Here is a 26519-nt window from a genome sequence, read left to right as displayed (position 1 = left end):
AAACCCCTACACCCTAACGAGGACAATAATTTCTGTTCCTTGCCCAGGTTGACTTTTAATCGTCAGTTGTGCGCCGATGCGCTCTGCCCGTTCGCTCATGCCTAATAAGCCAAAGCCATCAGAGGACGGTATACTCCCAACTCCAAAACCCCGCCCATTGTCTTTAACGCGCAAGAAAAATCGGTCATGATCGTATACTAGCTCAACGCGAATTTCCTCAGCATTGGCGTGTTTAATGGCATTGGTTAATGCTTCCTGCCCAATCCGCAATAGGTTATTCTCCACTTCAGCTGGTAAAGAATAAACTGTACCCTCGATCTCATAATACAAAGTTGTATCGTTGGCAGCAGCTCTAATTTGAGCCACGAGACGATGGAGAGCGCTCTGTAAACTACCTTCTTCCAAAAGCTGGGGACGAAGCGCAATCACCGATCGCCTTGCCTCAACCAGTCCAGTTCGTGCCAATTCTTTGATCAAGTCTAAATGTGCCTGAGTTGCTTCTAAATCATCCGTTAACACCTGGTTTGCGGCTCCTACCTGAGCCAGAATACCTGTAAATGCTTGCGCCAATGTATCATGAATTTCCCGTGCCATACGGTTGCGTTCCTCTAAAATGGAAGCTTCTTCGGCACGTTTGCTTTCACGCAGTGCAGCGTTGCGCTGTTCGCTAATATCTGTAACCAGACTATAGTATCCTTGCACTTGAGCATTGCTATTGAAATCAGGAATAAAGGTAGCAGTAATATACCTTTTGCCCGCCGGATAGGGAATTTCTGCCTCATACGTTGTCAATTGACCTGTCTGCACTCGTGCAATGTTCGGTGCAATAATCTGATAAGCCTCATCACAGATAAATTCACGGACAGTCTTACCGAGAATTTCATCTCGATTACAGCCAAACCAGACTTCATACGTCTGGTTAAGAAACTGATAGCGCTGATTTCTATCCACATAGCTAATCAACGCAGGTAGAGTATCAGTGATCAGCCGTAATTCCTGTTCGCGCTCGCGCAGTGCGGCTTCGCTTTTCTGTAAAGCTGCTGTTCGTTCTGCTACCTGTTGTTCTAGCGTGCGGTTGTAATTGGCTAAGAGATGTTCTGCCTGTTTCCGCTCTGTGATATGTTGAAAGGCTGCAATTGCATAAGCTACCTTGCCCTGTTCGTCAAAAACTGGTGTACCCCACCCCTCAACGGGAATAATTGCGTTATTTTGATGAATTTCCATGTCGTCAATTCTAGTGCGATCGCCCCGTAATGCCCGAATGATTGGCATTTTCTCTGTTGGATAGGTTTGATCTGTTCCCGCTAAATAAAGTTGATAAACCTCAGCAATTTGCCCTGGTTTTACATTAGGATCAATCCCTTTGCCCAAAAGCTGAATTCCTAGCTGATTGGCGTAATAAGGGCGGCCTGTGGCATCAATGATGCCAATACCTACCGGAATTGCTTCTAAAAATTGCGCCATCTGGCTTTCACTAGTGCGGAGTTTTGAGTAGAGTTTGGCATTTTCAATTCCGATCGCTGCTTGAGTTGATAGCAGATTGAGAATGTGCGATCGCTCAGGGGTAAACACTCCAGTTGCTAACTGGTTTTCTAGATATAATATCCCTACAAGCTGACTCTGATTTAATAATGGTAAACACAACAGCGATCGCGTTTGATGTTGTTGAATGTAGGGATCGTTGATGTAATCTCCTTCACGAGAGGCATCATTAAGAATGATTGATTGACGAGTCCGAATTACATACTGGATAATCGATTCGGGTAAGGGATTTGTCGTGAGACGAGATCGCATGACTTGTGTCTTACACACCTGTTCGCCATCCAAGACTTCACCAGCAGCTGCGATCGCCCATTCTCCTGCGTCTTCCAAAAGTAAAAATCCAGTTTGTGCGCCAGCATTTTCAATCAGGATTTGCATCAGAGAACAGAGCAACTGCTCTAGTTCAATTTCGCTTGCAATGGCTTGAGAAGCTTTCATCACTGTCGCCAAATCAAAAGCAGTATTTGGGGTAGTTGAAATCGTCCCAGCCGAAGTATGAATTGACGTAGAAGCTGCGTTAGCTGACTGAGAAAACATTTGCGGATAGCGAGTTTCTAAATCTTTGACCTTTGCTGTTGCTCCCCATCTTTCATAGCAATAACGAGCTTCCTGCATATACGTTTGGGCAAATTTTTCCCGACCACGAGCTAAATAATGTTTGGCAGCTAATTCATAAGCTAATGCTTCTTCTTGCAGGAACTCGTTATTTTTAGCACCCTGAATTGCTTGTTCATATAAATCTTCTGCTTGCAAAAATTGATTTAAAATCCTTGCTTTTTCAGCTGCAACTAAATCATATTTGTGTTGACAATTTGTTGGGGCTGATTGTGCCCATTTCCGCATCTTTTCCTGATTTTTTGTTATTTCGAGCAGGAAATATTCTTTCTGGTCAACAGCAATAGATGAGTACAATTGCAGTTGAGTTAAAGAATCGTAGAAATAAAATACAGGTCTTGAGAAAGTTCCTATCACCCCATCAATATAACTTTCAGTTTGAGCAGCATATTCTCTAGCTTGTATAATATCTTCAAATAAATAGCTGAGAATAAATTTATATAAATACAAATAATAGAGCGGGGTTCTATCATTTGCCTGAATATGAATGGGCAAAATTTGTTCTTCGTTATAGTAACTGCCAACTAAGTAATATGGACGCTCAACTGGCTCTGTTAAGTTGTAGATAAACTGCTGTAAGCAAAAAAGATAATTGAGAATATTTACTTGTTTAATTTGAGCTAAAACACTGCTATATTTTTTTATTTCTGATACTATTTTGTTTAATTCTAAATTAGTGAAATATAAATACACGCATTTGAAACCTGCACAGTAGGCACTAAATTCTAAATCCCCGGTTTCTAATCCAGCCTCGTATCCTTCTTGAAGTAAAGGTACGGTTTGTTTAATATGCTCTTTACAGTGTAAGATATGCGCCGCAACCATTTCTACAACCTTACACTTCAGTTCTTGACTATCTAATCGCGCAGTCAGGTTTAATGCTAATTTACCAAATTGATAAGCTTTTTCAAAATCTTGGATGATGCCATTCAAAATCATTCCACCGTAAGCAGCATAGGCAAAAGATGAAAAGGAAGTATTGCCATAACAAACAGATAAATTTATCTGTTCTGCTATTATCAACGGTAATAATAAAGGCGCAGCTTGAAAGGTAGCTGAAATCAAACTTGATAAGATTTGCATAGCAGCCAACTTATCTGGCTCTCTCATCAAGGGCAGTTCAAGTAAATATTCCGGGCTGATGACACTCAAGTTTTCTGCTGTTTGCTTTAATTGCTTTTGAACATCAATTTCTGTTGGTTTTTCTGGTAAATTGATGCCAAGCGATCGCAAAACTTCTAAACCAATTTTTATGCCCTCTATTTGCTGACCTTGGGCAATATAAGTCTGAATTTTAGTTTCGTAAACTTTTATCTTATCTAAAACTGTATTCGCATTTTCAAGAACAACAATTGACTGCTGTTCCATTTCCTGTAAATCGCCACTCAGGTATGCTGCTTCTGTCGCTTCCTCGCACAATGCTAAGGTGAGAGCGTACTGAGTCTGCCAACTATCGGCGGCTAGTAGTTCTATACCTGTGGTTAAATATTGCAGTGCTGCACTATGAGCCGAGGTTTTTTTAGCTTTCTGTCCTGCAAGTAGATTCAGTCTGGTTAGTCTATCTCGCTCCTGTTGATTAGTTACGAGATTACGACCGATATTTAGGTGATCGACAACCTTAAATAAGGTTTGAGATGTGGTTTCAAACTCGCTACTTTGCAGCAACAGATAACCAATTTGTAAGTGAACAATTGGTTGCTGTTCTTCTGGGATTAGTGCATAAGCCGCTTGCTGCACGCGATCGTGTGAAAACTTGTAATTTTGAATGAACAGGTTTTCATCTAACTCTGAGATAGCTATTATTAACTCTGCTTGAATCGCTCTGGTGAGTTCTGCAAAAATTTCTCCGGCTGGTTGTTCACAGATTGCTGCTAGTGTTGCTAAATCAAACTCAGCACCGACACAAGCCGCTAAACGTAAAACCCTTTGAGTTGGCTCTGGTAGTTGTTTTAACTTTTTGATTGTTAACTCTACGACATTATCAGTAATATTTTTAGCTTTAATTTGTGCGATGTCCCATTGCCAGCATCGTTGCTCTAAATTAAAGACAATGAGATTTTCGGCGTACAAAATTTTGAGAAATTCATTAGTAAAGTAGGGATTGCCATTTGTTTTACGCCATACCAATTTAGCCAATGGTGCGATCGCCTCAGTATGACTGTGCAAAGTCTCAGCAATCAGTTGAGTTACGGCTTCTGGTCCTAACGGAGTTAGCATTATCTGGCGAATCGCAATCGCTTCCTGTTTTAGCTTCTCTAAGGTTGCGATTAGCGGATGTGCCGGAGTTACTTCGTTATCTCGATAAGCTCCAATTAAAAGCAGAGATTGCGTCATGGGATCGCGTACCGTCTCCTGCCCAGAATCGGTCAAAATCAACTCAATCAGCTTCAGCGTCGCGGAGTCTATCCATTGCAAATCATCCAAAAAAATCACCAACGGATGCTCATAGGAGCAACAGGCGCGAATGAACTTTTGAAAGACAAGGTTAAACCGATTTTGGGCTTCCGTCGATCCTACGTCGGGTAGTTGTGGCTGCTTGCCAATAATTAACTCAACTTCGGGAATGACATCAACGATTAATTGTCCGTTATTGCCAACAGCATTAAGCAGGTGCGATCGCCACTGTCGAATCTTTTTATCCGGTTCACCCAACAGTTGCTGTACTAATTTTCGCAGCGCATCGACGAGCGCACTGTAGGGAATATTGTGCTGAAATTGATCAAACTTGCCCGAAATAAAATAACCACGCTTTTGGGTAATGGGCTTATAAAGTTCCTGCACTAATGCAGATTTACCAATCCCAGCATCACCAGAAACCAACATCATCATTGGCAATGAATTAGAAACGGCTACTCTGTCAAATGCTGCCAATAATGCTGCAACTTCTGTTTCTCGTCCATACAACTTCTGGGGAATTTGAAACTGATCGGAAACATCTTGCAGACCTAATTGAATAGAAGTAATCTGACTTGTTGTTGTCAATTGTTCTGCACATTGCTGTAAATCTGCTTTGATGCCCCAAGCACTTTGATATCTATCTTCGGCATTTTTCGCCATCAGTTTCAAAATGATATCGGAAACAGGTTTGGGAATCGTAGTATTCAGGTCATGGGGTGAGATAGGTTGTTTCGCAATGTGACAGTGGACAAGTTCCAAAACATCGTTAGTGGGAAATGGCAACTGTCCAGTGAGCAATTCATAGAAGGTTACACCAAGCGAGTAAAAATCAGTGCGATAATCGAGGGAACGATTCATCCGCCCTGTTTGTTCTGGAGAGAGGTAAGCAAGAGTTCCTTCTAACGCATGAGGACTTTTGAAAGCTGGATTGGTGCGATTTAGGTAGGTAGCAATGCCAAAGTCAATAATTTTGACAAGACCAGTATTAGGATTCAGGACAATGTTGCCAGGGTTAATATCTTTGTGAATCACACCAGCCCCATGAATTTTGCCCAAAATATCAGTGATATCAATGGCTAATTTTAGAAAACTAGATAAGGACATTGGGAAGAAATTAGGTTGCTGCATCCATCGAGCGATAGATTCACCACCAAAGTCTTCCAACAAAATGACGAGTGTGCGCTGATAAGCTTTCTGGCTGTATGCCTTGATTGCTCCTTCCAAGTCGAGGGAACAGGTAATTTGATATTCTTGCCTGTAACGAATTATTTCCTGGGGAGAAGGATAATCAAGCTTTAGCAGTTTGACAATGATTCTTCGGTCGTCTCGTATCCTAATACCTCGGTATACCTGCGACGTAGGACTTTCATAAATTTGGGTTTGAATAGACACCTCTGGCAGGATAATCATCAAAAGCCCTCTATTTTCTCAGGTACAGCCAGATTCCGTAATTGCTCGGCTCAAGCGCCTAGATTATTAAAAAGTTGTTTGAAATTATTTAACTTTTTAGTCTAGTCTGTGAATTACCATATTAACCTAGTTTGTCAACTTCAATTCTTCGAGTTTAATGCTTGAGCCAACCATCCTGATTGAGATAACTCCTAAAGCGGTAAAACTTGCTAGAGGTAGGTTGGAAGCATAGTATACTCGTTTGATATTTTCTAAGACGCATACGTAATTAAGCCTTTAGTCTCACCTCTCCAGTTAGTTTTGCCGTTCTAGGTTTAATCAAGCTAAAAATCCCCAATCTTAACATAAAATAATTCTGTAAGAGTTCTATTAATTGCACTGGCTGAAATCAGCTTCCAGGTTCCGAGAAATGGATTCTCTTGAGTTAATGAGACAGACATGATTAAACTCTTTTAAGCAACCGTAGTAGCATACTTAATATCGTTTATAGTTGCTCTTTCCAGTGGCTTCAGCACAAAATCAAACTCGGCAGTGTAGAATGGTTGGCTCTGTTGCCGTGCTTTCAAGGCATCCGGTAAGTCATGCTTTTGCAATTGGATAATTGCCGATCGCACCGCAAAGGTGGTGTCAGATTCGAGGTGAGGATCACCATCAATGAAAATTTGCGTTGTTAGCGGAGCATAGCCCGGTGCATTCAGTTTGAAGTGGATATGGGCTGCCCGCCAAGTGTGTCGTCCCAGGAGGTGCAATACCTGCCCACAGGGTCCACTGGCTGGCACGTTATACCCATTTGGCACAATCGTTTCAAAGTGGTAGTTGCCGTTGTTATCGGTGTGGAATTGCCCACGAAAGTTCCTGGCAGGTTGGGAGGAATCTTGAATGTCATACAGCCCTGTGGAGCTAGGTTGCCAAACATCGACCACCGCATTGGCGATCGCTTTTCCGTTCACATCCAGCACACGACCCGAGAGGAACAGGGGTTTACCCTCTAGATCAATGCCAAGGCGATCGCCCAAATTGCGTTGAGGCGGATTGGGCACGTAGGTGGGTCCTTGCAAATTTGCTTCGGTGCCACTGTTGGAGTCTTGCAGCAATTCCACTAACTCTGAAATGCCAAGCAAATCCGTCAACATGTGAATCTCCCCATCGGGAATTTCTTGCCTATGGCGGCTGGCTTGATTGAGGAAATCACGCCCTAACTGCAATTCGGGTTCGGTCAGGTTAACCTCGCGTACAAAGGCGTGAAGATGGTTTACTAAACTTGTGTAAATTTCGTACAGGCGTGGATGAGTTTTGCCACCATCACCGTGGTTAATGACAGCCTGAGTAATCGTGTCGATTGTGATTGGTTTCATGATAGTTCTTCCAAAAAGATGAATGATTGAAAGAGAGTTAATGATTGAACAATAAGAAATAAGAGTGTGGGGATTGTGATCTAAGCAACGTGTGAAAGGCCTACTCAATCAGCACCAGGAAATGTAAGCCGTAATTCAAGCAGGGACATGGATTTAACCGAAGTAAGACGAACGGGTGGAATAGAGATTGCTGTTACCAAGCAGAACAATACGGCTGAAAGGGTTTCGATCAGTGCGACATACTGGATTTGGGTTGTGTGATACCAGTGTTGTTACCAGAGAATGCCAGCAATTTTGACCAGCATGATCGCAAAAGACAAGGCGGTGAATAACGATAGGATGCCAACTGCATACAGATCGAATACCAGAGCAGCAGCACCGACATGATAGAGAACTAGCCGTTGGATTGCATGGAGTGTATATGCAGGCATATACAGAATGGCACTAAGTTAAGCTGAAGAGTATGCAGCGTAAGGATTGCAGAGGTGCAAGGGTGCAGAGGGGAATTTCTAAATATCCGAACGCAATACCTAAAACTTCTTCTTTCTCCCCTGCTCCTCTGCTCCCCTGCTGCCTCAACGATTTTCCCTTTACAAGCGTGCCATTCAGGCATATACACAAACACGCCCGGCAAACTTAGAATTCCGTCGTCATATTGTCCATATCAAAAGCTTTTGGTTTACGCTTTTTTGTGGCTTAATTTTCTTTGAGAAAATCCAGCAGCACAGGGTTGACCTGATCAGCATGAGTCCAGTTGATGGCGTGCGGTCCGCCAGGAATGACCACAAGTTGACTGTTTTTAATCAGCTTCGGGAGTCTTGCTGCGGTAGACTCAAGCGGTAATATGCGATCCGCATCTCCATGAATGATCAAGGTTGGCACGTCAATGCGCGGTAGATCGTCGCGGAAGTCAGTTAGCCAAGACGGTACACAATCCAGTGTTGCTTTAGCAGAAGCTCCTGCTGCCACATTCCAACTCATCTGAATAGCCTCATTACTGATGCGTTGGCGTAGCCTCTCGGAACGAGAATCGCCGAGAAACACATCCACGTTGAAGAAGTCTTTGAGGAATGTGGATAGATAGGCTGGACGGTCTTCAGCAATTGCTTTCATAATGCCGTCAAAAATACTCTGAGGAACTCCCTCCGGGTTATCATCGGTCTTCAGCAGAAAGGGTGGCACTGGACCCATTAGCACTGCTTTACTGACACGCTCTGAACCGTATTTACCAAGATAGCGAGTTACTTCACCTGTTCCCATTGAAAAGCCGACCAGAACAGCATTACGCAAATCAAGTTTTGTCATCAGCGTGTCTAAATCCGCCGCAAAGGTGTCGTAGTCATAGCCAAACGAAGGCTGACTGGAATCACCGAATCCTCGGCGATCGTAAGTGATGACTCGGTAGCCTTCTTTTAGCAACACTCCAACCTGTTTTTCCCAGGAACGACCACTGAGCGGAAACCCATGAATCAACACCACAGGTTGACCCACTCCAAAATCTTCGTAGTAAATATCAATGCTGGCAGAATTTTCTTGACCGACAGTAACGTAAGGCATGAGAGTCTCCTTTTTTGTGAATTGGTTTATTGTTTGATTTCGATAAGCACAAGAACAATCTCAGTCTTTATAAAAATTGGTTCCACGGCCGGTTTCGACATCCCGCAAAAAACGTTCGAGTACCGGAGTAAGTTCTTCCTGCGCTTCCCAGAAAGGGGCGTGCCCCAGCCCGCTCAGGCGATGATAGAGTCCCTGCCACAAATTGGCATACGCGACGGTATCGAAGTAATCAAGATTAACTAGGCGATCCGCGCCACCATTCACCACTGCGAGCGGGACAGGACTGCTCAAAGCCGCGGCTCTCGTTCAGTAGGACAGTCGGACTCCGGTGCCGTACTCACCTAGAGGTTCCGACATCTTGCACCCGTCACGATCGCTTTTCATCTCCGTACAGTGGGCGTTCAGCCAGCTACTTCCACCGCCTGGCAGGATGTCATCCGGTGCGCCTTCTTGAGGATGTCTGCTGCTCGTTCGCCGATGACGACGCAGGGAGCCATCGTATTTCCACTTGTGATCTCAGGCATGATGGAAGCATCCGCCACGCGCAGCTTATTGATGCCATAGACCTTAAGATTACCATCGACTACGGACATAGAATCTTGCCCCATTTTGGCAGTACACGACTGATGCCAGTATGTAACCGCTGCGTTGCGGGTGAAGTTCTCCATTTCGCTTCGACCTAGTTTGCCTGGCAGCGCTTCACGTTTCACAAGCTTCTCGAAGACGGTACTATTGCCGAGGTCACGGCAAAGTTCGATGTTTGTGAATGCGGCTTTCAGGTCATCGGGGTGCGACAGAGTGTTTGCATCGATTAGCACCGGATCGTTTACGTCAGGGCCGGAAAGCCTTACCTTGCCCCGGCTTTTAGGGTGCGCCAGCCCCGCAAACATCGTCCAACCGTGCGCTGGAACCCCAAGGTGAGCCGTATCTGCGCTGGGCACCGGAAACTCAACCTGGCAGTGAAACATGTCGGGCTGCTTGAGGTTGGGATCACTCGTCCAGTAAAGAGTAGCTTCCGAGCCGCCATTGCCAATCTTCTGAGGCTCACGGTATTCAAAGATGCAGCCAAACGAAACGTGATCCTGATGATTCTGTCCAACACCAGGAAGGTGCTGAACAACTGGTATTCCGTGCCTGCGAAGTTCCTCTTCTGGTCCGATTCCGGATTGAAGGAGAACCTTCGGCGTATTGATTGCGCCGAGAGAGAGAATGACTTCCTCCGAAGCGTAGTACTGATTGCGCCTGCCATCCTGGATCACCTCAACTCCGATGACAGACCTGCCATCAAAGATAAGCTTGCTGACAATAGTGTGAGTTAAGACCGATAAGTTCGGCTGATTCAGGAGAGGATAGACATACGATCGAAAGATGGAAGAACGACATCCGTTTTGGATAATTAGATCGTTTATAGCAGCGCCTCCACGCCCTTCCATCATTTCGCCGTTAGGACTATCGAAACGCGGAATACCCATGCTGTTTGCAGCTTCAACCATAGCCTGTGCAATGGGCTGGGGATTGGCGGCGGATTCCACATAAACAGGGCCGCCTGTTCCCCGACGCACATGGTCACTCGCTCCCTGCCAGTTTTCGATACGGCGATAGATATCCAGGATGGATTCATACCCCCACGCTGGATCGCCGGAAGCCTCAGCGAAGTAGTTCCAATCATTCTTGTGACCTCTTGCCCACACCATGACGTTGATACTTGAGCCGCCCCCAAGTACCTTGCCCATATTCAGTGGAATTGAGCGTCCGTTCAGATGCACGTTGGGCTGTGCAACGAAGGCCCAGTCACGTTCTGATCCAAGATTCAGCGGCCATTGTGCCGGAGTCATCACCTCTGGCACTTCATCCGTTCCACCTGCTTCGATTAGCAGCACATTAACTTGTTTGTCTTCGGCAAGCCTTGCCGCTATTACTGAACCCGCAGGGCCTGCGCCGCAGACGATGAAATCGTAGTGTTCGTTCACCATGAGAGAAGTACCTCCAAATTTCGTAATGTTGATTTGTTCTCGTTTGGGCATCAGACGGTCGGGATGGTTCCTCCGTCAATGACATATTCAGCGCCTGTGATGTAAGAGGCGCGGTCGGACACCAGAAAAGCGACAAGCTCCGCGACCTCTTCGGGGCGACCCGGTCGTCCCATCGGGATTCCTCCGAGTGAGTCCATCAGCCCTTGGCGTTGAGCATCAAGGTCTGTGCCGGACTGTTGAGCTAATCTCTCGATGAGTCTCTCAGCCGCCTTCGTTTCGATGAAGCCGGGCGCGACGGTGTTGACACGCACTCCCTGGGGCGCAACTTCGTTTGACAGCCCTTTACTGTAGCTTGTCAGCGCCGCTTTTGCCGCCGCATACGCTAATGTCGCGTCGTAAAGCGGGAGCCGACTCTGGATCGACGAGATATGGATGATGACACCTGACTTCTGTTCAAGCATCCGGGGCAGAAACGCCCGATCCAAACGGACGGCAGCGAATAAATTGTCATTGACTGCTTGCTGCCAATCCCCATCTGTCAGGGCAAGCGCACCGCCGCTTGGTGCAGAGGAACCGCCGACATTGTTGATTAGGATGTCCACACTGCCGAAACGAGCGAATACTTCCTGCACAAGTTTGTTTACCCCATCGGGCGTGCTGAGGTCAGTCCCTATGAACAGGTCAGGCGATTGAAGGTTTTCGGGCATTGAACGAGCGGTAGTTATGACCGTTGCACCGGCTTGCCTCAGTCGTGTAGCGATCGCTTCGCCTATGCCTTTTGTCCCGCCTGTTACCAAAACTTTTTTGCCAAGTAGTTCGGTGGAATCAATTCGGATGTTTGTAGTTGTATTTGTGTTCATGTTGAATGTGTTTGTATTTGTGTTCATGTTGAAATCATCGAGCAGTAGTAACAGGCTGAAAATAATTAGGAGTTAATTTGCCGAGTCGCTAACAATTTAATGAATGGCAGCAACAATAGCTGCCATTATTTGTTCCACAGTCCAGCGATGCCTGCGGCGGGCTACGCCTACGCCATAGCGAATCCCATTAATAAACAGTGCTGGGGCAGCTGTTACTCCACTTTGATATCCACTCTCGATATCTTGATTGATGCGATCAATGTGAGCTTGTGTCGATATATCTTGCAGGAACTTAGAAATATCAAGTCCTAAACTATCGGCATACTCCACAAGAAAGCCATTATCCAGGGATTGTTGATGCGTAAACAGTAGGTCATGCATTGGCCAAAACTGACCCTGTGCGGCGGCGGCCTCTACAGCTTCCGCTACCTTTTGCGCGCGGGGATGGAGTGTATTCTCAATGAAATGACGAAATACTACGCAAATCCGATTCTCCTCAAGAAAAACAGAAGTGAAATGCTGTTGAATGACCTGAATTAATTGATGCAGTTCTCCGCATTGAGAACATTCGTAGTTTCCATATTCCACAAGTACAACTGGGGCATTGAGCGTTCCCTGGTAGTGGTCACGCTGGGAAGGTAGAACAAGGAGTTGGTTAGAATAGCTATCTTGGTTCATCGGACATTTTGACAAAAGAGTTTCTCATGACATGAGTGACCTTTTTTGAATTAAAAATTAAAAGTTAAAAATTAAAAATGTAAAAAGAATAATAATTTTTAATTAATTTGGGGTACAAGCCCCCACCCTTCGGGAATTAAAAATTAATAATTAATAATTAAAGAATTATTTTTAATTTTTAATTATCAATTTTTAATTGGCTTGCCCCCACTTATTGCAATTTTTAATTAATAATTTTTAATTTTTAATTGGAGCAAAGCGACTTGACCCTTTGCTCTTCCCAAAATATTGGAATTTCGCTCCTTCATTTCGATAGCTCTAGCTTACAAAGTTGATACTACTTTGTCGCCAACCCAGCGTTGAGTCTTGGAAGAAACGAAAGGATGGGCATTATCTATCTCTGCGGCTAATCAGCAACCGAACTTAAGTTCAGTCACAACTTAGCAAGCCCTCGTTTCAATGCTGTAACCACCGCCTGAGTGCGATCGCTCACGCCTAATTTGCTCAAAATGCGATTGACGTGAAATTTGACCGTACTTTCAGTAATATTCAAAGCCACACCAATGTCATGATTGCTTAAACCATCGACCATGAGGTGAATGACTTCTCGTTCGCGATCGCTCAACTCTGGGTTGTTCATGCGTTGCACCAGCTTGGCAGCAACTTCGGAGGGGATATATTGTTGCCCACTATGAACGATATGGATGGCATTGAGGAGCGCTTCGGGTTCAGCATCCTTAAGTAAATAGCCTTTAGCGCCAGCGCGTAATGCACGATAAATATCTTCATCACCATCGTAAGTGGTTAGCACAATGATCCGGGCATGGGTAAATTCAGCGCAGATGGCGATGGTTGCATCTACACCGCTCATGTGGGGCATACGTAAGTCCATTAAGGTGATATCGGGCTGTAGCTGTCGATAAAAGGCGATCGCCTCCTGCCCATCGCCTGCTTGTCCCACAACGGTCATATCTGGCTCATTCTCAATCATGGCGGCGAGTCCCTGGCGGACGATCGCGTGATCATCAACAAGTAAAACGCGAATGGTTGCGGACTGGCTCATACTGCTGTCTCCCGGTTCACCGTGACCAGCACTTCTGTTCCCTGCCCCAGTTGGCTTTCAATTGAGAGCTGTGCCCCAATATGTTCCGCTCGTTCAGTCATCCCCAGTAAGCCAAATCCCTGGCTGAGTGTGGTAGTGGTGACTTCAAACCCCTGTCCATTGTCTTTAATTCGTAAAAAGCATAAGGTTGGCTCATAAACCAACTCAACTCGAATTTCGCTTGCATAAGCGTACTTGATTGCGTTTGTAAAGGCTTCCTGCCCAATTCTCAGGAGATGATTCTCAGTTTCAGGCGGTAGCCCATAGGGCGTGCCAATAATGTCGTAAATCAAGCGAGTTTCGTTTGAGGATGACATGGTGGCTATAAATCGCTCCAATGCCGTCCACAGGTTGCCATCTTCTAGTAATTGGGGACGCAGTGCCGCAACTGATCGCCGAGCCTCTGTTAGCCCACTGCGAGCCAAATCTCGAACCGTATCAATATGGGTCTGCACGGCATCTGGGTTGGTTGCGACTAATCGAGAGACGGCTCCCATGTGAACTAGAATCCCTGTGAATGCTTGCGCCAGTGTATCATGAATTTCTCGTGCCATACGGTTGCGTTCCTCCAGAATGGAGGCTGCTTCGGCACGTTTGCGTTCTCGCAGTGCAGCGTTTCGCTGTTCGCTAATGTCGAAAGATACACCTAACATTCGCATAGGCTGTCCGGCTTCGTTATAGATCCCTCGACCTCGACTAACGAGCCAGTGAATACTACCATCTGGGTAAATTATTCGATATTCCCCTTCATAATCAGTATGAGTTGCCAGAGCGGTTGTAAGAGCTTGCTCAACCCGATCGACATCTTCTGGATGAACCCGATCCCACCACGCCCGATAGCTAACCTCAACTTCACCAGGCGCTACCCCCAGCAATCGAGTGTTGTTATCATCCCAATGCACGGTATTGTCTAAGATGTTCCAATTCCAACTGCCGATGTAGGCGAAATTCATTGTTAGCCTACGTTGCTCTTCACTTTGGCGCAGGGCGTTTTCAACTTGCTGACGCTGTTCAATCTCTTGTGAAAGCAGCAACGTTCGCTCGGTGACTTGTTGTTCTAACGCTTGGTTGTATTCGGCTAGCAGTTTCTCTGATTGCTTACGCTCGGTAATGTCTTGAAAGGCTATAATCGCATAAGCAACATTGCCTTGTTCATCAAAGATAGGAGTTCCCCACCCTTCAACGGGAATAATTGCGTTGTTTTGGTGAATATCTACATCGTCAATCCTGGTGCGTTCACCGCTCAACGCTCGGATGATTGGCAGTCTCTCAAATGGATAGATTTGATCCGTCCCCGTTACATAAAATTGATAAACCTCTGAAAGTTGCTCCGGGGTGGCGGCAGGATCAACGCCTTTACCCATCAGCTCAATGCCCCTCTGATTGACATAGTAAGGGCGACCCATCGCGTCAATAATGCCAATGCCTACGGGAATCGCTTCGAGAAATTGAGCCATCTGATTTTCGCTGGCGCGGAGCTTTGAGTAGAGTTTAGCATTTTCGATCGCGATCGCTGCCTGCGTAGAGAGTAGATTCAGAACTTGGGTTCGATCGGGTGTAAAGGCTCCAGCCGCTAATTGATTTTCTAGATACAATACGCCAACAAGCTTGCTCTGATTCACCAGTGGCAAGCAGAGAAGCGATTGAGTTTGATTATTCTGAATATAGGGATCATGGATGAAATGACCTTCACGCTTTGCGTCATTTAAGAGGACAGTTTCATGGGTTCGGATCACATATTGAATGATTGATTCAGGTAAGCGATTCGTGATTGGAGTCGATTGCAGTACTTGGGTTGTGCGGCCACTTTCACCTTCAACCAGCTCACAAGCAGCGTCGATTCTCCATTCGCCTGCGTTCTCTAAAAGCAAACATCCAGTTTGGGCCCCAGCATTCTCGATCAGGATCTGCATTAACGAACTAAGCAACTGCTCCAGTTCAATCTCGCTTGAAATTGCCTGAGCTGCTTTCATCACTGTTGCTAAATCGAAAGCAACCTGCGAGGTATTAGAGGTGGTTCCAGTTGTGGTGAGGATTAAAGGAGCATTTACACGCGACGACTGGGCAAAGAACTGGGGATAGCGCGTTTCCAAATCCTTGACTTTTGCGGTTGCCCCCCAGCGTTCGTAACAATAATGAGCTTCTTTCATGTAGAGTTGAGCAATCTTTTCTCGACCTCGCCCTAGATAGAACTTGGCAGCCAATTCATAGGCTAACGCTTCTTCTTGAATATATGCGTTTTCTCTAGCCCCTTGAATCGCTTGCTCGTAGAACTCCTCCGCCTCAAGCAACTGACCTAAGACTCGTGCTTTTTCTGCTTCAACTAAATGATATTTGTGCAAATAATTCATGGGTGCATAATGTGCCCATTGCTTCATGTTGTCCTGACTAACTGCAACTTTTTTGAGAATTTCTTCCTGCACTTGAGTACTGCTATCAAGATAGGTTGCGAGTCTTGCCAGAGAATCATAGAAATAGTACAAAGGCTGAAGGAAGGCACCTGTTAGTCGGATCAAATGAGTTTCTGCTAGGGCTGCATTTTTAACGGCTTGAGCATATTGAGAAAAGAGGTAGCATAGGCAAAGTTTGTTGAAATGTACAGTAAAGATAGTACTTCCATCATTTGCTGCTTCATATTTTGGCAGTTCATTTTCCTCGTTGTAGAATTCGCCGATAAGTTGAGTTGGGCTAGTCGAGCGTCCCATTAAGTTTATGACGACCTGCCGAAAGATTTGATTCCAAGTTAGTGCCGTTTCCTGTTTGATTTGATAGATTGCTTCGCCATAGATCGCCATATCGCGTTCAACTTCTGCGAGTTCTTTTCCATTGGCGTAGGATTGAAAACAGTGGGTATAAGCGCAGTAGGCGGCAGATTCTAAATCTCCAGTTTCTAGCCCAATTTGGTAGCCTTCCAGTAATGGCTTCAATAATTCTCTAGCATGTTCTTTCCGATGGATGATGAAGTTATTGACGGACAGCAATGTTCTAGCTCTGAGTGTGTGGGTACGAGGCTGTGACAACAGCCGTAGAGCAAGCTGTCCAAATTGGTAGCCAGCCTCGATGTTTCCGATCATTCCACAAAGAACTAACCCAAAGGTGGCATAGGCAAAGGGAGATACAACAGCATTACCGTACTGAATTGATAAGCTTACTTGTTTAGTCACAAGCAGAGGCATTAAATTAGGAACCGCAACATAGGCAGCAATCGTAATGCTTGATAGGATTTTCATCGCCGCTAGCTTGTCCGGTTCAGTCATCTCTGGTAAATGGATCAAGCTCTCAACCTCTTTCTCATGGAAGAGAGCGATGATTGTATCTAGTTCAAGATGAATATCTGATTGACTAAGCGTTTTGGGAAAATTGATTTCCAATTGTTGCAAAACTTGAAATGCCGTATTAATTGCTTTTAGGGGTTGGTTTTGTGCAGTATCGGTTTGAATTTTGACTTCGTAGGTTTTCACGCTATCAAGAATCGTTTTAGCTTCTTGTAAAACGATCGCACCCCAGTATTCCACCTTTTCAAAATCACCACACAGGTACGCGACTTCTGTTGTTTCTTGATATAATTCTAAGGTCAGGTCATAGTTTGTTTGCCAGCTAGAAGCGGTTAGCCATGCTCTTCCTGTAGCTAGATAGTTTTGAGCCGTACTGTAGGCGATCGCCCCTTTTGCTTTCTGCCCTGCCATCAAGTTCAATTTAGCAATCTCATCTCGTTCGGGTCGAGATGTAACAAGCTCAATTCCATGATTTAAATGATCGACAATTTCAAATAATCGGTCTGGTTGGCGCTCTGGCAATGTCTTTTCAAGCAGAGTACGACCAATTTGAAGATGAACAATTTGCTTTTGCGACTCATCAATCAAGGTGTATGCAGCTTGCTGCACACGATCGTGCAAGAACTTATACTCTTGAATTAACAAGTTTTCATCTAATTCAGATAGTGGTTGAATTAATCCAACTTGTATGGCTGTTAGTAAATCTTGAAAAATCGTTTCAGGTGGTTGATCACAAACAATCGATAGAGTATCTAAATTAAATTCAGCGCCGACGCAAGCAGCTAACCGGAGAATTTGCTGTGTATTTTCTGGCAGTTTATTCAACTTGTGAAGCATCAACTCCACAACATTATCAGTGATATCTTGGGCTTGGATCTGAGCTATGTTCCACTCCCAGCTTAAGTATTGTGCATCAAAGGTCAATAAATTTTCGCTATGCAGCATTCTCAAAAATTCACTGACAAAGAAGGGATTACCCTCAGTTTTACGCAAAACTAACTCAGCTAATGGACGAACAGTGTCTGCATTCCGATGTAATGTCTCGGCAATCAACTCACTTAACGGTTCAAGCGTTAATGGTGTTAAAATAATTTCCTGAAACACTGCCCCTTGTTTTCGCAGTCTTTCTAGCATTAATGCTAATGGATGCGTTGGATTTACTTCATTATCTCGATAGGCTCCAATCAAAAATAGTGATTTGGTTTGCTCATCCAGCAACATCAACTCGATTAACTTCAGTGTTGCTGAGTCTATCCACTGCAAATCATCTAAGAAAATCGCCAGGGGATGTGATTCTGAACAAAACACCCGCACAAACTGCCCAAAGATTCGATGAAAGCGATTCTGAGCTTCAGTTGCTCCAACTTCTAGTACGGGCGACTGCTTGCCGATAATTAATTCAACTTCTGGGATGATATCAATGATGATTTGTCCGTTGTTTCCCAAAGCTGTAAGTAAGAGCGATCGCCACTGTTGCACTTGTTCGTCTGGTTCACTGAGCAGTTGCTGCACCAATTTTTGCAGAGCATCTGCGATCGCGCTGTAGGGAATATTGCGCCCAAATTGATCGAATTTACCAGAGATAAAATAGCCGCGCTTTTGAGTGACTGGTTTATAGAGTTCCTGCACTAACGCCGATTTACCAATGCCAGCATAGCCAGATACCAACATCATTTCGACTTGGAATTTTGGGTTGCCCGCTTGTTGGGTTTGTGAAGTTGTTTCTGAATTGTTTGGTAAAGCAGCAACGGGATTTGACTCTGGACACGCTACGCGCTCAAACGCCGCCAGTAACATTGCAACTTCCTTGTCCCGTCCATAGAGTTTTTGAGGAATTTGAAACTGACCCGAAATGTCTTGAAGTGCCAGTTTAATGCTAGATATTTGACCGATTTCTGCTAATTGTTCAGCACAAATTTCTAAATCCGCTTTGATTCCCCAAGCACTCTGATAGCGATTTTCAGCATTTTTTGCCATCAGTTTGAGAATGATATCTGAAACTGGTTTGGGAATCGTTGTATTTATTTCATTCGGCGGGATAGGATGTTTGGCAATATGACAGTGGACTAGCTCCAGCACGTCTGTGGTGGGAAATGGTAGTTGTCCAGTCAGCAGTTCGTAAAATGTCACACCAAGGGAGTAAAAATCGGTGCGGTAATCGAGTAAACGGTTCATCCGCCCGGTTTGCTCTGGAGATAAGTATGCGATGGTTCCTTCTAAAACATGAGGACTTTTGAAAGTCGGATTCGTGCGGTTAAATTGGGTGGCAATTCCAAAGTCAATAATTTTGACAACGCCAGTATCCAGATTTAGGACTATATTTCCAGGGTTGATATCTTTATGAATGACATTGGCTGCATGGATTCTGCCTAAAATGTCGCAAATAGCGATCGCCAGACCAAGAAAAGTGGATAAAGGCATGGGGCAGAATATATCTGGGCGCTTGTGCATCCATTTCTCTAGGGACTCTCCCCCAAAATCTTCTAAGATAATCACTAGAGTGCGTTGATAGTCCTGCTGGCTGTATGCCTTGACAACTCCTTCCAGATCAAGGGAACGGGTAATTTTATATTCCTGTCTGTAGCGAATTAGTTCTTGAGGTGACGGATAATCAAGCTTTAGAATTTTTACGACGATCGCTACTCCATCATCTCTTATGCCTCGATACACTAGAGAATTAGAACTTTCGTATATTTTGTTTTGGATAGTAATACCAGGTAGAGCAATCATAGAGTAACTCTTGAGAGGATAATCTGGCATACCTCAAACTATACAGCAATTCTCCTTGTTAGAAGGATTACTTACCGCTTCCTCCTATCTATAAAGAGTTTGATGAAATAATAATTTGGTAGTTAAAGTCTACTTTCAATCTCCAAAACATTCAACAATTTCTCTTCGACAGTCGTTAAATAAGGTCGATTCAGCTTCCCCAACGACTGCAACAGAATTTTGACTGTCTCCTCCACCGAATCGGAATACACCCGATTGATGCGATCGCTAACCTGCTGTATCTGCTCACACTCGGTAGGCAGATAATTGTAAGACTTCAGGTGTTGTAACCCAACGGCGTACTCGCCATCCCATATTTTCACCGTGCAATCTAAAGTTATTCACTGCGCTGACAATAGCCCAACAGCTATCTTTGCCTCTCAGTTCGGGATTGTCCTTAGCAAGAATTTGGTAGACTTCACCAATTTGGTAGGTGTTGGGTACTTTAGTACGTTCCATAATTCTCTGCACCACATCAGTTACAATTCTGGCACTGGGAACTTTACCGCCAGCCTTCTGTACTGCCCGTTGCCAAACTTCAATCTGCTACTGGGGTTCTAGCTGTGCCAGAGGGCGCACTTGTCCTTCATTAGTTGGCAGGATTCGTGAGGGGTTAAGTCGAGTTTTGTCTACTTCCTCATTTTGGGAACAATTTGTTCCCATTACTATGTTGTCAAATACTACAGAACCAGCTATTAGATAATTGACTCGGCGATGGGTGTATCCAAATCTATCACGACAATACTCCTCAAATGTGCGATGAGTGGATCTGTATAACCTGCGATCGCGCAACTGAGCCAATGCCTTGCCTGCCTCAAAAAACGCCCGTTCCACTTTCCTCTCCAGGAGTAAGCGATCGCGCTGTTCCTGCTCAGTTAACTCTGGAACTTCAACAGCAGTAACCGTAATTGTTGCTGAACCTGGATCTACTTGCTGGGAGATATCCTCATTTGTAGAGCTAGCTGGTGAACTTGAATCGGTAGATGCGGGAGAAGTGTCTTTTTTGCTTCTAGAAGGTGGTTTAGCCATTATTCCACCCTGTTTAATTCAACAATATTTTTTCAGAGTCAATTACAACGTAGATTTCGGAAATCACCTCACTGCTCCGTCATAGCCCAATGCAGGTATCACTTGCTACGTAAACAGCGTTAGTCCCCAATTTTATAAATGGCAAAAATGCTTGAAATAATAGGCATTCCCATCTCTGATAAAAAAAGCATAACTGTGGCTGCTTGCACTCATCCACTTGTTCACTGGCTGATTGTGGATTGTGAATAAATTATTGCAATATTAATAACTTCTTAAGCCCTAATTAAACCCGATTTGGTAATTAATCTTGTTAATAACTAGATGGTTATTATTTAGGTTTTTTATTCTCTTTTATTGTAGAAATCTCAACAAGGACTTTTATGGAGCGTGTACATTTCCAGGGCTTGCTATCCACTACAGCAAAGCGGCGACGCTTTCTGCTCGGTGCCGGCACATTGACCGCAAGTGCTATTGCTAGTCTTTGGACTCATAAAGTTGTTGCACTGTCAAGATTCTCTGCCTATCCTTTCAGCCTTGGTATTGCCTCTGGCGACCCTTTACCAGATAGTGTAGTGTTATGGACGCGGCTGGCTCCAGATCCCTTAAATGGCGGTGGTATGCCGCAGGTTAATGTGCCAGTACGCTGGCAAGTTGCTTTGGATGAAAACATGAGAAAAATTGTGCTACGAGGCGTGACATTGGCAACCCCCGAATTAGCGCACTCTGTTCATGTAAATGTACGTGGCTTAGAGCCTAACCGTTGGTATTGGTATCAGTTTAAAGTGGGTAATGAAGATAGTCCGATTGGTCGTACCCGTACTGCTCCGGCGATTGGCGCTAGGTTGAATCAGCTCAACTTTGCTTTTGTTACTTGCCAAAAATGGGAGGATGGTTTCTATTCTGCTTATCGTCGCCTAGCTGAAGAAGATTTAGATTTGGTTTTTCACTTGGGTGATTATATTTACGAATATGGCATCCCTGACAAAGGTGGTGTACGCAACGTTTCTTTACCTGAAGAGTTTAGAAAAGAAACGAATACCCTTGAGCAATACCGTCTTCGATATGCTCTATATAAAACTGACCCGGATTTACAAAAAGCTCACGCCTTGTTTCCTTTTACAGTCACTTGGGACGACCACGAAGTTGAAAATGACTATACCGATGACATTTCGGAAAACAACGATCCGGTCAAAAAGTTTCTCGAAAGGCGTGCTGCTGCTTATCAAGCTTATTATGAGCATCAGCCACTGCGAGAATTTTCCCTCCCACAGGGGCCAGATATGCTTATTTACCGTCGGCTGACTTTTGGTAATCTGGCAGAGTTTAACGTACTTGATAGCCGCCAGTATCGGAGCGATCAGCCATGCGGTGACGGTGAAACACCTCGTTGCCCAGCAGCGCTAGATCCATTTAAAACTATGCTTGGTTCTCAGCAGGAGCGCTGGCTGCTGGATGGTCTTGACCGTTCTCAAGCACGTTGGAACATACTAGCTCAACAGGTGCTGATGGCAGAGCTAGATCATAAAATTGGGCCAGGCGAAATCTTTTGGAACGACTCATGGGATGGATATCCCCTTGCACGTAATCGTGTTTTAAGTCACATCGCCAGCCGCCAGATTTCTAACCCAGTGGTGATTACTGGGGATTGGCATTCTACATTTGTAAATGACCTCAAGCTGGACTTTAAGGCTTCTAACTCTCCAACAGTGGCTACGGAGTTTGTGACTCCTTCGATTACTAGCAATGGTGATGCCAATGTCTACGGCCCCTACTACGGCCCGAAGATTCCAGAAAACCCACACATTAAGTTCTTTGATGGCGATCGCCGAGGTTACTTCCGAGTCAACCTTAACTATCAGCGTTGGCAGACTGACCTGCGTATTGTTACAACTGTGAGTCGTCCAGATGCGCCTGTATATACCTATGCTTCCTTTGTTGTTGAGAATGGTCATCCAGGTGCCAAATTAGACTAGTATTTAAGCTTTTACGTATTCAAATATTTGAATACGCAAAAGCAAATTAAGTGTAATCCCACTGTATTACTCCCTAATGAAGTAACAGAGTACTCCCATCGTACCCGCCCAACGTAGGTTCATGCCCCAGTTGAGGCAGGGAATATGGTCACTTATAAAAAGAAAATTCAAAAGCTCTTCCTCAAAAGCCGTCAAATACGGTCGCTTCAACTCTCCCAGATGTTTCAACACAGCACTTGGGGCATCTTCTAAATTCTCGTTTTCCCGTAACCTAATGATGCGATAAGCCTAACGGCATGGCTTCGCTTACCGTAAATCACCTGCATCTGCTAACATCCAGCAGGCAAGTAATTATAAGACTTAAGATGCTTTAGTGCAACTAGTCAGCTCACCATCCTAGCATCTTACAAGCACCAACAGCCACCCTTACCTTTAACCCTCTTGTACCAAATGGAGAGAACCCAATCGCTCTCAGTTTCAGAATTAAGCTTTGATATTGTTTTCCAAAAGTAACACAAGAGGGTTAAGTACCAACATTTTTAGTTGAGTCTACAGCTTGTAGTAAGTTCTACATTTAAGAAAGTTCCTTGGCGGGGTGTAATTGAACGCAACTGCTGGATAAAAGCATTAAATCTGGCATCAGTTATCCCGAAGCCAGCTTCAGCACAAGCTTCTAAACCTCCTTCGATAGGAATGGGAGAACCATTCCTAGGACTATATACAATAAATTTATCGACAGTGCCAGCACCGACCGCAAACCCGATAACTTGGCGAACTGTTCGCAAAGCAGCATTATCTAATGCACCACCAATACTGCCAATACTCACATTAACCGCACGACTTTGGGCCAATGCCGGCGCACTCATCGACAATACTGCCCCAACAACCATCAAACTGGTGAATTTCTTCATTTCTCTTCTCTAAAAAATCGAAAAACTAATATTAGGTCTCCTTGCTTACTAATTAATATACGAGCATTATCTAAAGATAATCATTTATTAAAGTAGGGTTTAAGAAACAGCTTTTTGAAGAAAAATGTAATAGCAGAAGTATTATTTACACATAATAATGTGACTTGAAGAAGATTTTGGACAGGTTTTGGAAGAAGAAGTTGGACAAGTTGCTTCCTGAAATACTTATAACTTCGTTAAGGCATTAATTAAGCGATCGCTTGTTTGGAAAAAGAAAATGGACAGAATAACAGAAATGGAAGAAGAAAATGGACAAAGATCCGCTTTAATACGACTCTTAGGCGACTTTTCCCGCGAACCGGATTCCTCACAAGTTTTGCCAGAAGCGATCGCATCGCTATTACCAAAAGCGTTATCTTGTATATGGACATAGGGTTTGAGCCGTTTACTTTTCCTTATGTCATTTCTTGGATGTTTTTGGAACGTAAACTTGGACATCCATTTTTGGAAGGTAAAGCTGGACAACCTGTCCAAAATCTTCTTCAAGTCACAGTACCTGTTCGTACTCCTGCGGCAAGTAATTGAATGACCGAAGATGCTTCACCCCAATATCTAAACTTATCTACTTAATTAAATATACACAGCGATACCTGCGGTAAGCTACGCTAACGCACTCACTCTTCCACAACAGCGATCGCTTTATTTTTGAGGTTTTCTACAAGGCGATACCTACCTAGGGTGAGCTACGCTAACGCTCTATTGGGTATCAAATCAGATGCAGCGTTTGATTTGATGGACAAAATCTTGTCCGCTATATTTAAGGTGTACCAGTTGCTTCCTCACTCCAAGTTAATCAGCATGGATATCACAGCTACTTTGAACGAAATCGCAAATCTTAGTGTTGAAGATAGAATCCGTATTGTGCAGGCAATTTGGGATAGCATCGCAGCAGAGCAAGTTTACCCTGATTTAACCGATGTACAGAAGCAAGAGCTTGATCGTCGAACTGCTGACTATGATTCAAATCCAGACAATGTGCTGACTTGGGAGGAAATCAAAGCATCAATTAAGGGACAGCAATGAATTATGTCCTGGTATTTCGCCCAGAGGTTCGAGAAGAACTCAATGAGGCGCACAGTTGGTACGAGAGCCAGAAACCCGGTCTGGGTGACGAGTTTTTAGACTGTGTAGACGAAACAGTGAATCGAATTTCTCAGATGCCAGAATCATATCTAATTGTCTACGCTGATATTCGACGAGCAGTAGTGCGACGATTTCCCTATGCTGTATACTATCGGATTGTGTCGAGTCGAGTAATAGTAAGAGCTTGTCATGTAACAACCTTGCCTCTTTTGAGCTAGAAATGCCTTCTCAGTAAGCTTTCTAGATAATAAATTGTAAAAGTTGTTTCTTGACAGGCTCTAACGGCAGTTTTTCATGGTCGCAGAGATCCAAAATCGTTGCAGACGCGAACCTAACACTATAATTACGGGCGATGTCTAGCGATAAGCCGTTACGCGTCTACGCTTTATTTTTGAGGTTTTCTGCAAGGTGATCGCTCACTCTTCTACACTAGGCGATGTCTAACGACAAGCCGCTACTATGCGTCATTTATAAATAAACCGCATCTCCTGCTAAATACGCAAAAAATACTTTTTAGATTTATAAATAAACGTAGACAGGCTTGATATCTGCTTGTTTATCAGAATAACCATTGCGATCGCACTCACTCTTCCACAACACGCGATGTCTAACGACAAGCCACTACGCGTCTAACGCTTCATGTTGGGTTTCGTTCCTCAACCAAACCGACGCAGCTTAAGGTTTTTATCGCTAACTTAACCGTATTGGGTTTTAAGAACATTTCGTGTTTGGAATTTCAACTGCGTTTATTCTCAAGATTAAATTCTGTCAACTAGTATATTTGCTTAGTAAATTTTGTCATACAGTAACCAAATAAATATACTTTCATTAATTAGATTATAAGTATATTTATTTAAGTAATACTTGTGTTTAAAACAGTACAATAATTGATTAAAAATCAATCTTAAGTAATGACGATTATTGATTACAAGTACTAACCTGTGAATATAGAAATTTATGAAAATAGCAAAAAATAGCTAACATGGCTAAAATTATCGTTACTGGAGCAGCAGGCTTTATTGGTTCTCACCTCGTAGACATCTTGCTACAACAAGGGGAAGAAGTAATTGGGATTGATGAATTCAATGATTATTACGATCCTATGTTAAAGCGTAAGAATGTTGCACACTTACATAACTCACCTAGTTTTACATTAATTGAAGCAGATATTCAGTTTTTAGATTGGCAGGAACTCTTAAAAAATGTTGATGTCGTTTACCATCAAGCAGCACAAGCAGGTGTCAGGGCTAGCTGGGGTAAGGCTTTTCGAGGTTACACAGAACGAAATATTAATGCTACGCAAGTTTTGCTAGAAGCGGCTAAAGATGCAAAACACTTGAAAAGATTAGTGTTTGCTTCTTCGTCAAGTGTATATGGTGATGCAGAAACGTTACCTACTCACGAAGGAATTTGCCCTGAACCTGTTTCTCCTTACGGCATTACTAAGCTAGCGGCTGAAACTTTGTGCAGACTGTATTACAAAAACTTTGGTGTGCCATCTGTATCATTGCGCTATTTCACAGTCTATGGACCTAAACAACGCCCAGATATGGCATTTCATAAGTTCTTTAAATCCATATTGCAGGATGAGGCGATTCCTATTTACGGCGATGGACAGCAAACGCGGGAGTTTACATTTGTTGGTGATATCGTCGCGGCCAATTTAGCGGCTGCTTCCACACCCCAAGCAGTGGGAGAAATTTTTAATATCGGTGGTGGTAGCAGGGTGGTTTTAGCAGAAGTCTTAGATACGATTGAAGAAATCGTTGGCAAACCAATCAAAAGAAACCACATAGAAAAAGCGATGGGAGATGCACGCCACACTGCTGCTGATGTATCTAAAGCGCAGAAAATTCTGGGATATCAGCCACAAGTCTCTCTGAGAGAGGGTTTGATGCAGGAATGGCAGTGGATTAAGTCGTTGTATTAA

At 44.1% G+C, this 26519-nt stretch carries 19 protein-coding genes; 6 read left to right on the top strand and 13 right to left on the bottom strand.

What is annotated here, in order from left to right:
- Window positions 1-6 precede the first annotated feature (6 nt).
- The 12 genes from V7K69_RS28280 to V7K69_RS28225 form a co-directional block, all read right to left on the bottom strand.
- Window positions 7-5964 (bottom strand): AAA family ATPase, encoded by a 5958-nt coding sequence (locus tag V7K69_RS28280; protein ID WP_335040654.1) that lies wholly within the window; start codon window positions 5962-5964, stop codon window positions 7-9.
- Between the two features lie 452 nt (window positions 5965-6416).
- A complete protein-coding gene (locus tag V7K69_RS28275) occupies window positions 6417-7319 on the bottom strand; it encodes a dioxygenase family protein (protein ID WP_335040652.1) in 903 nt (300 codons plus the stop codon).
- 272 nt (window positions 7320-7591) lie between these two features.
- Entirely contained in the window at window positions 7592-7750 is a 159-nt protein-coding gene (locus V7K69_RS28270) for a hypothetical protein (protein WP_335040650.1), read from the bottom strand.
- Window positions 7751-8015: 265 nt separating this feature from the next.
- Window positions 8016-8876, bottom strand: a complete 861-nt coding sequence (locus V7K69_RS28265) for an alpha/beta fold hydrolase (protein ID WP_335040648.1) — start codon at window positions 8874-8876, stop codon at window positions 8016-8018.
- Window positions 8877-8936: 60 nt separating this feature from the next.
- On the bottom strand, window positions 8937-9167 hold the full coding sequence (locus tag V7K69_RS28260) for an alpha/beta fold hydrolase (protein WP_335040646.1): 231 nt from the start codon (window positions 9165-9167) through the stop codon (window positions 8937-8939).
- A 110-nt stretch (window positions 9168-9277) separates the two neighbouring features.
- Entirely contained in the window at window positions 9278-10849 is a 1572-nt protein-coding gene (locus V7K69_RS28255) for a GMC family oxidoreductase (RefSeq protein WP_335040643.1), read from the bottom strand.
- Window positions 10850-10899: 50 nt separating this feature from the next.
- The gene (locus V7K69_RS28250; protein WP_335040641.1) at window positions 10900-11736 is read right to left on the bottom strand and encodes an SDR family oxidoreductase; all 837 of its coding nucleotides are present in this window, start codon (window positions 11734-11736) and stop codon (window positions 10900-10902) included.
- A gap of 69 nt (window positions 11737-11805) precedes the next feature.
- A complete protein-coding gene (locus tag V7K69_RS28245; RefSeq protein ID WP_335040639.1) occupies window positions 11806-12387 on the bottom strand; it encodes a DsbA family protein in 582 nt (193 codons plus the stop codon).
- A 433-nt stretch (window positions 12388-12820) separates the two neighbouring features.
- Window positions 12821-13450, bottom strand: coding sequence for a response regulator transcription factor (locus V7K69_RS28240; RefSeq protein ID WP_335040636.1), 630 nt, complete (start codon window positions 13448-13450; stop codon window positions 12821-12823).
- The gene (locus V7K69_RS28235) at window positions 13447-19494 is read right to left on the bottom strand and encodes an AAA family ATPase (protein WP_335040634.1); all 6048 of its coding nucleotides are present in this window, start codon (window positions 19492-19494) and stop codon (window positions 13447-13449) included. Before V7K69_RS28235 ends, V7K69_RS28240 begins: the two co-directional genes overlap by 4 nt.
- A 285-nt stretch (window positions 19495-19779) precedes the next feature.
- Window positions 19780-19992, bottom strand: a complete 213-nt coding sequence (locus V7K69_RS28230) for a hypothetical protein (RefSeq protein ID WP_335040632.1) — start codon at window positions 19990-19992, stop codon at window positions 19780-19782.
- 87 nt (window positions 19993-20079) lie between these two features.
- Entirely contained in the window at window positions 20080-20562 is a 483-nt protein-coding gene (locus V7K69_RS28225; RefSeq protein ID WP_335040630.1) for a hypothetical protein, read from the bottom strand.
- A gap of 380 nt (window positions 20563-20942) precedes the next feature.
- Here V7K69_RS28225 and V7K69_RS28220 point away from each other — a divergent pair, with 380 nt between their 5' ends.
- Entirely contained in the window at window positions 20943-22535 is a 1593-nt protein-coding gene (locus V7K69_RS28220) for an alkaline phosphatase D family protein (protein WP_335040627.1), read from the top strand.
- 539 nt (window positions 22536-23074) lie between these two features.
- Here V7K69_RS28220 and V7K69_RS28215 read toward each other — a convergent pair.
- Entirely contained in the window at window positions 23075-23446 is a 372-nt protein-coding gene (locus V7K69_RS28215) for a hypothetical protein (protein WP_335040624.1), read from the bottom strand.
- A 277-nt stretch (window positions 23447-23723) separates the two neighbouring features.
- Between V7K69_RS28215 and V7K69_RS28210 the strand changes: the two genes are divergently transcribed.
- The 5 genes from V7K69_RS28210 to V7K69_RS28190 all read left to right on the top strand — a co-directional run bounded on the left by V7K69_RS28210 (window position 23724) and on the right by V7K69_RS28190 (window position 26519).
- Window positions 23724-23879: a hypothetical protein gene (locus tag V7K69_RS28210; protein ID WP_334953918.1), complete on the top strand. Its 156-nt coding sequence runs from the start codon at window positions 23724-23726 to the stop codon at window positions 23877-23879.
- Entirely contained in the window at window positions 23870-24031 is a 162-nt protein-coding gene (locus tag V7K69_RS28205) for a hypothetical protein (protein WP_335040622.1), read from the top strand. Before V7K69_RS28210 ends, V7K69_RS28205 begins: the two co-directional genes overlap by 10 nt.
- Window positions 24032-24184: 153 nt before the next feature.
- Complete coding sequence (locus tag V7K69_RS28200) at window positions 24185-24529, top strand: addiction module protein (RefSeq protein WP_335040619.1); 345 nt, start codon at window positions 24185-24187, stop codon at window positions 24527-24529.
- The gene (locus V7K69_RS28195; protein WP_335040617.1) at window positions 24526-24807 is read left to right on the top strand and encodes a type II toxin-antitoxin system RelE/ParE family toxin; all 282 of its coding nucleotides are present in this window, start codon (window positions 24526-24528) and stop codon (window positions 24805-24807) included. The genes V7K69_RS28200 and V7K69_RS28195 overlap by 4 nt, the downstream gene beginning before the upstream one ends.
- 764 nt (window positions 24808-25571) lie before the next feature.
- A complete protein-coding gene (locus V7K69_RS28190) occupies window positions 25572-26519 on the top strand; it encodes an NAD-dependent epimerase/dehydratase family protein (RefSeq protein ID WP_335040614.1) in 948 nt (315 codons plus the stop codon).

It is taken from the genome of Nostoc sp., from assembly GCF_036917775.1.
Taxonomy (GTDB): Bacteria; Cyanobacteriota; Cyanobacteriia; order Cyanobacteriales; family Nostocaceae; genus Nostoc.
The sequence above is the reverse complement of the archived record's forward strand: the minus strand, read 5'-3'. Positions and strand labels throughout refer to the sequence as shown.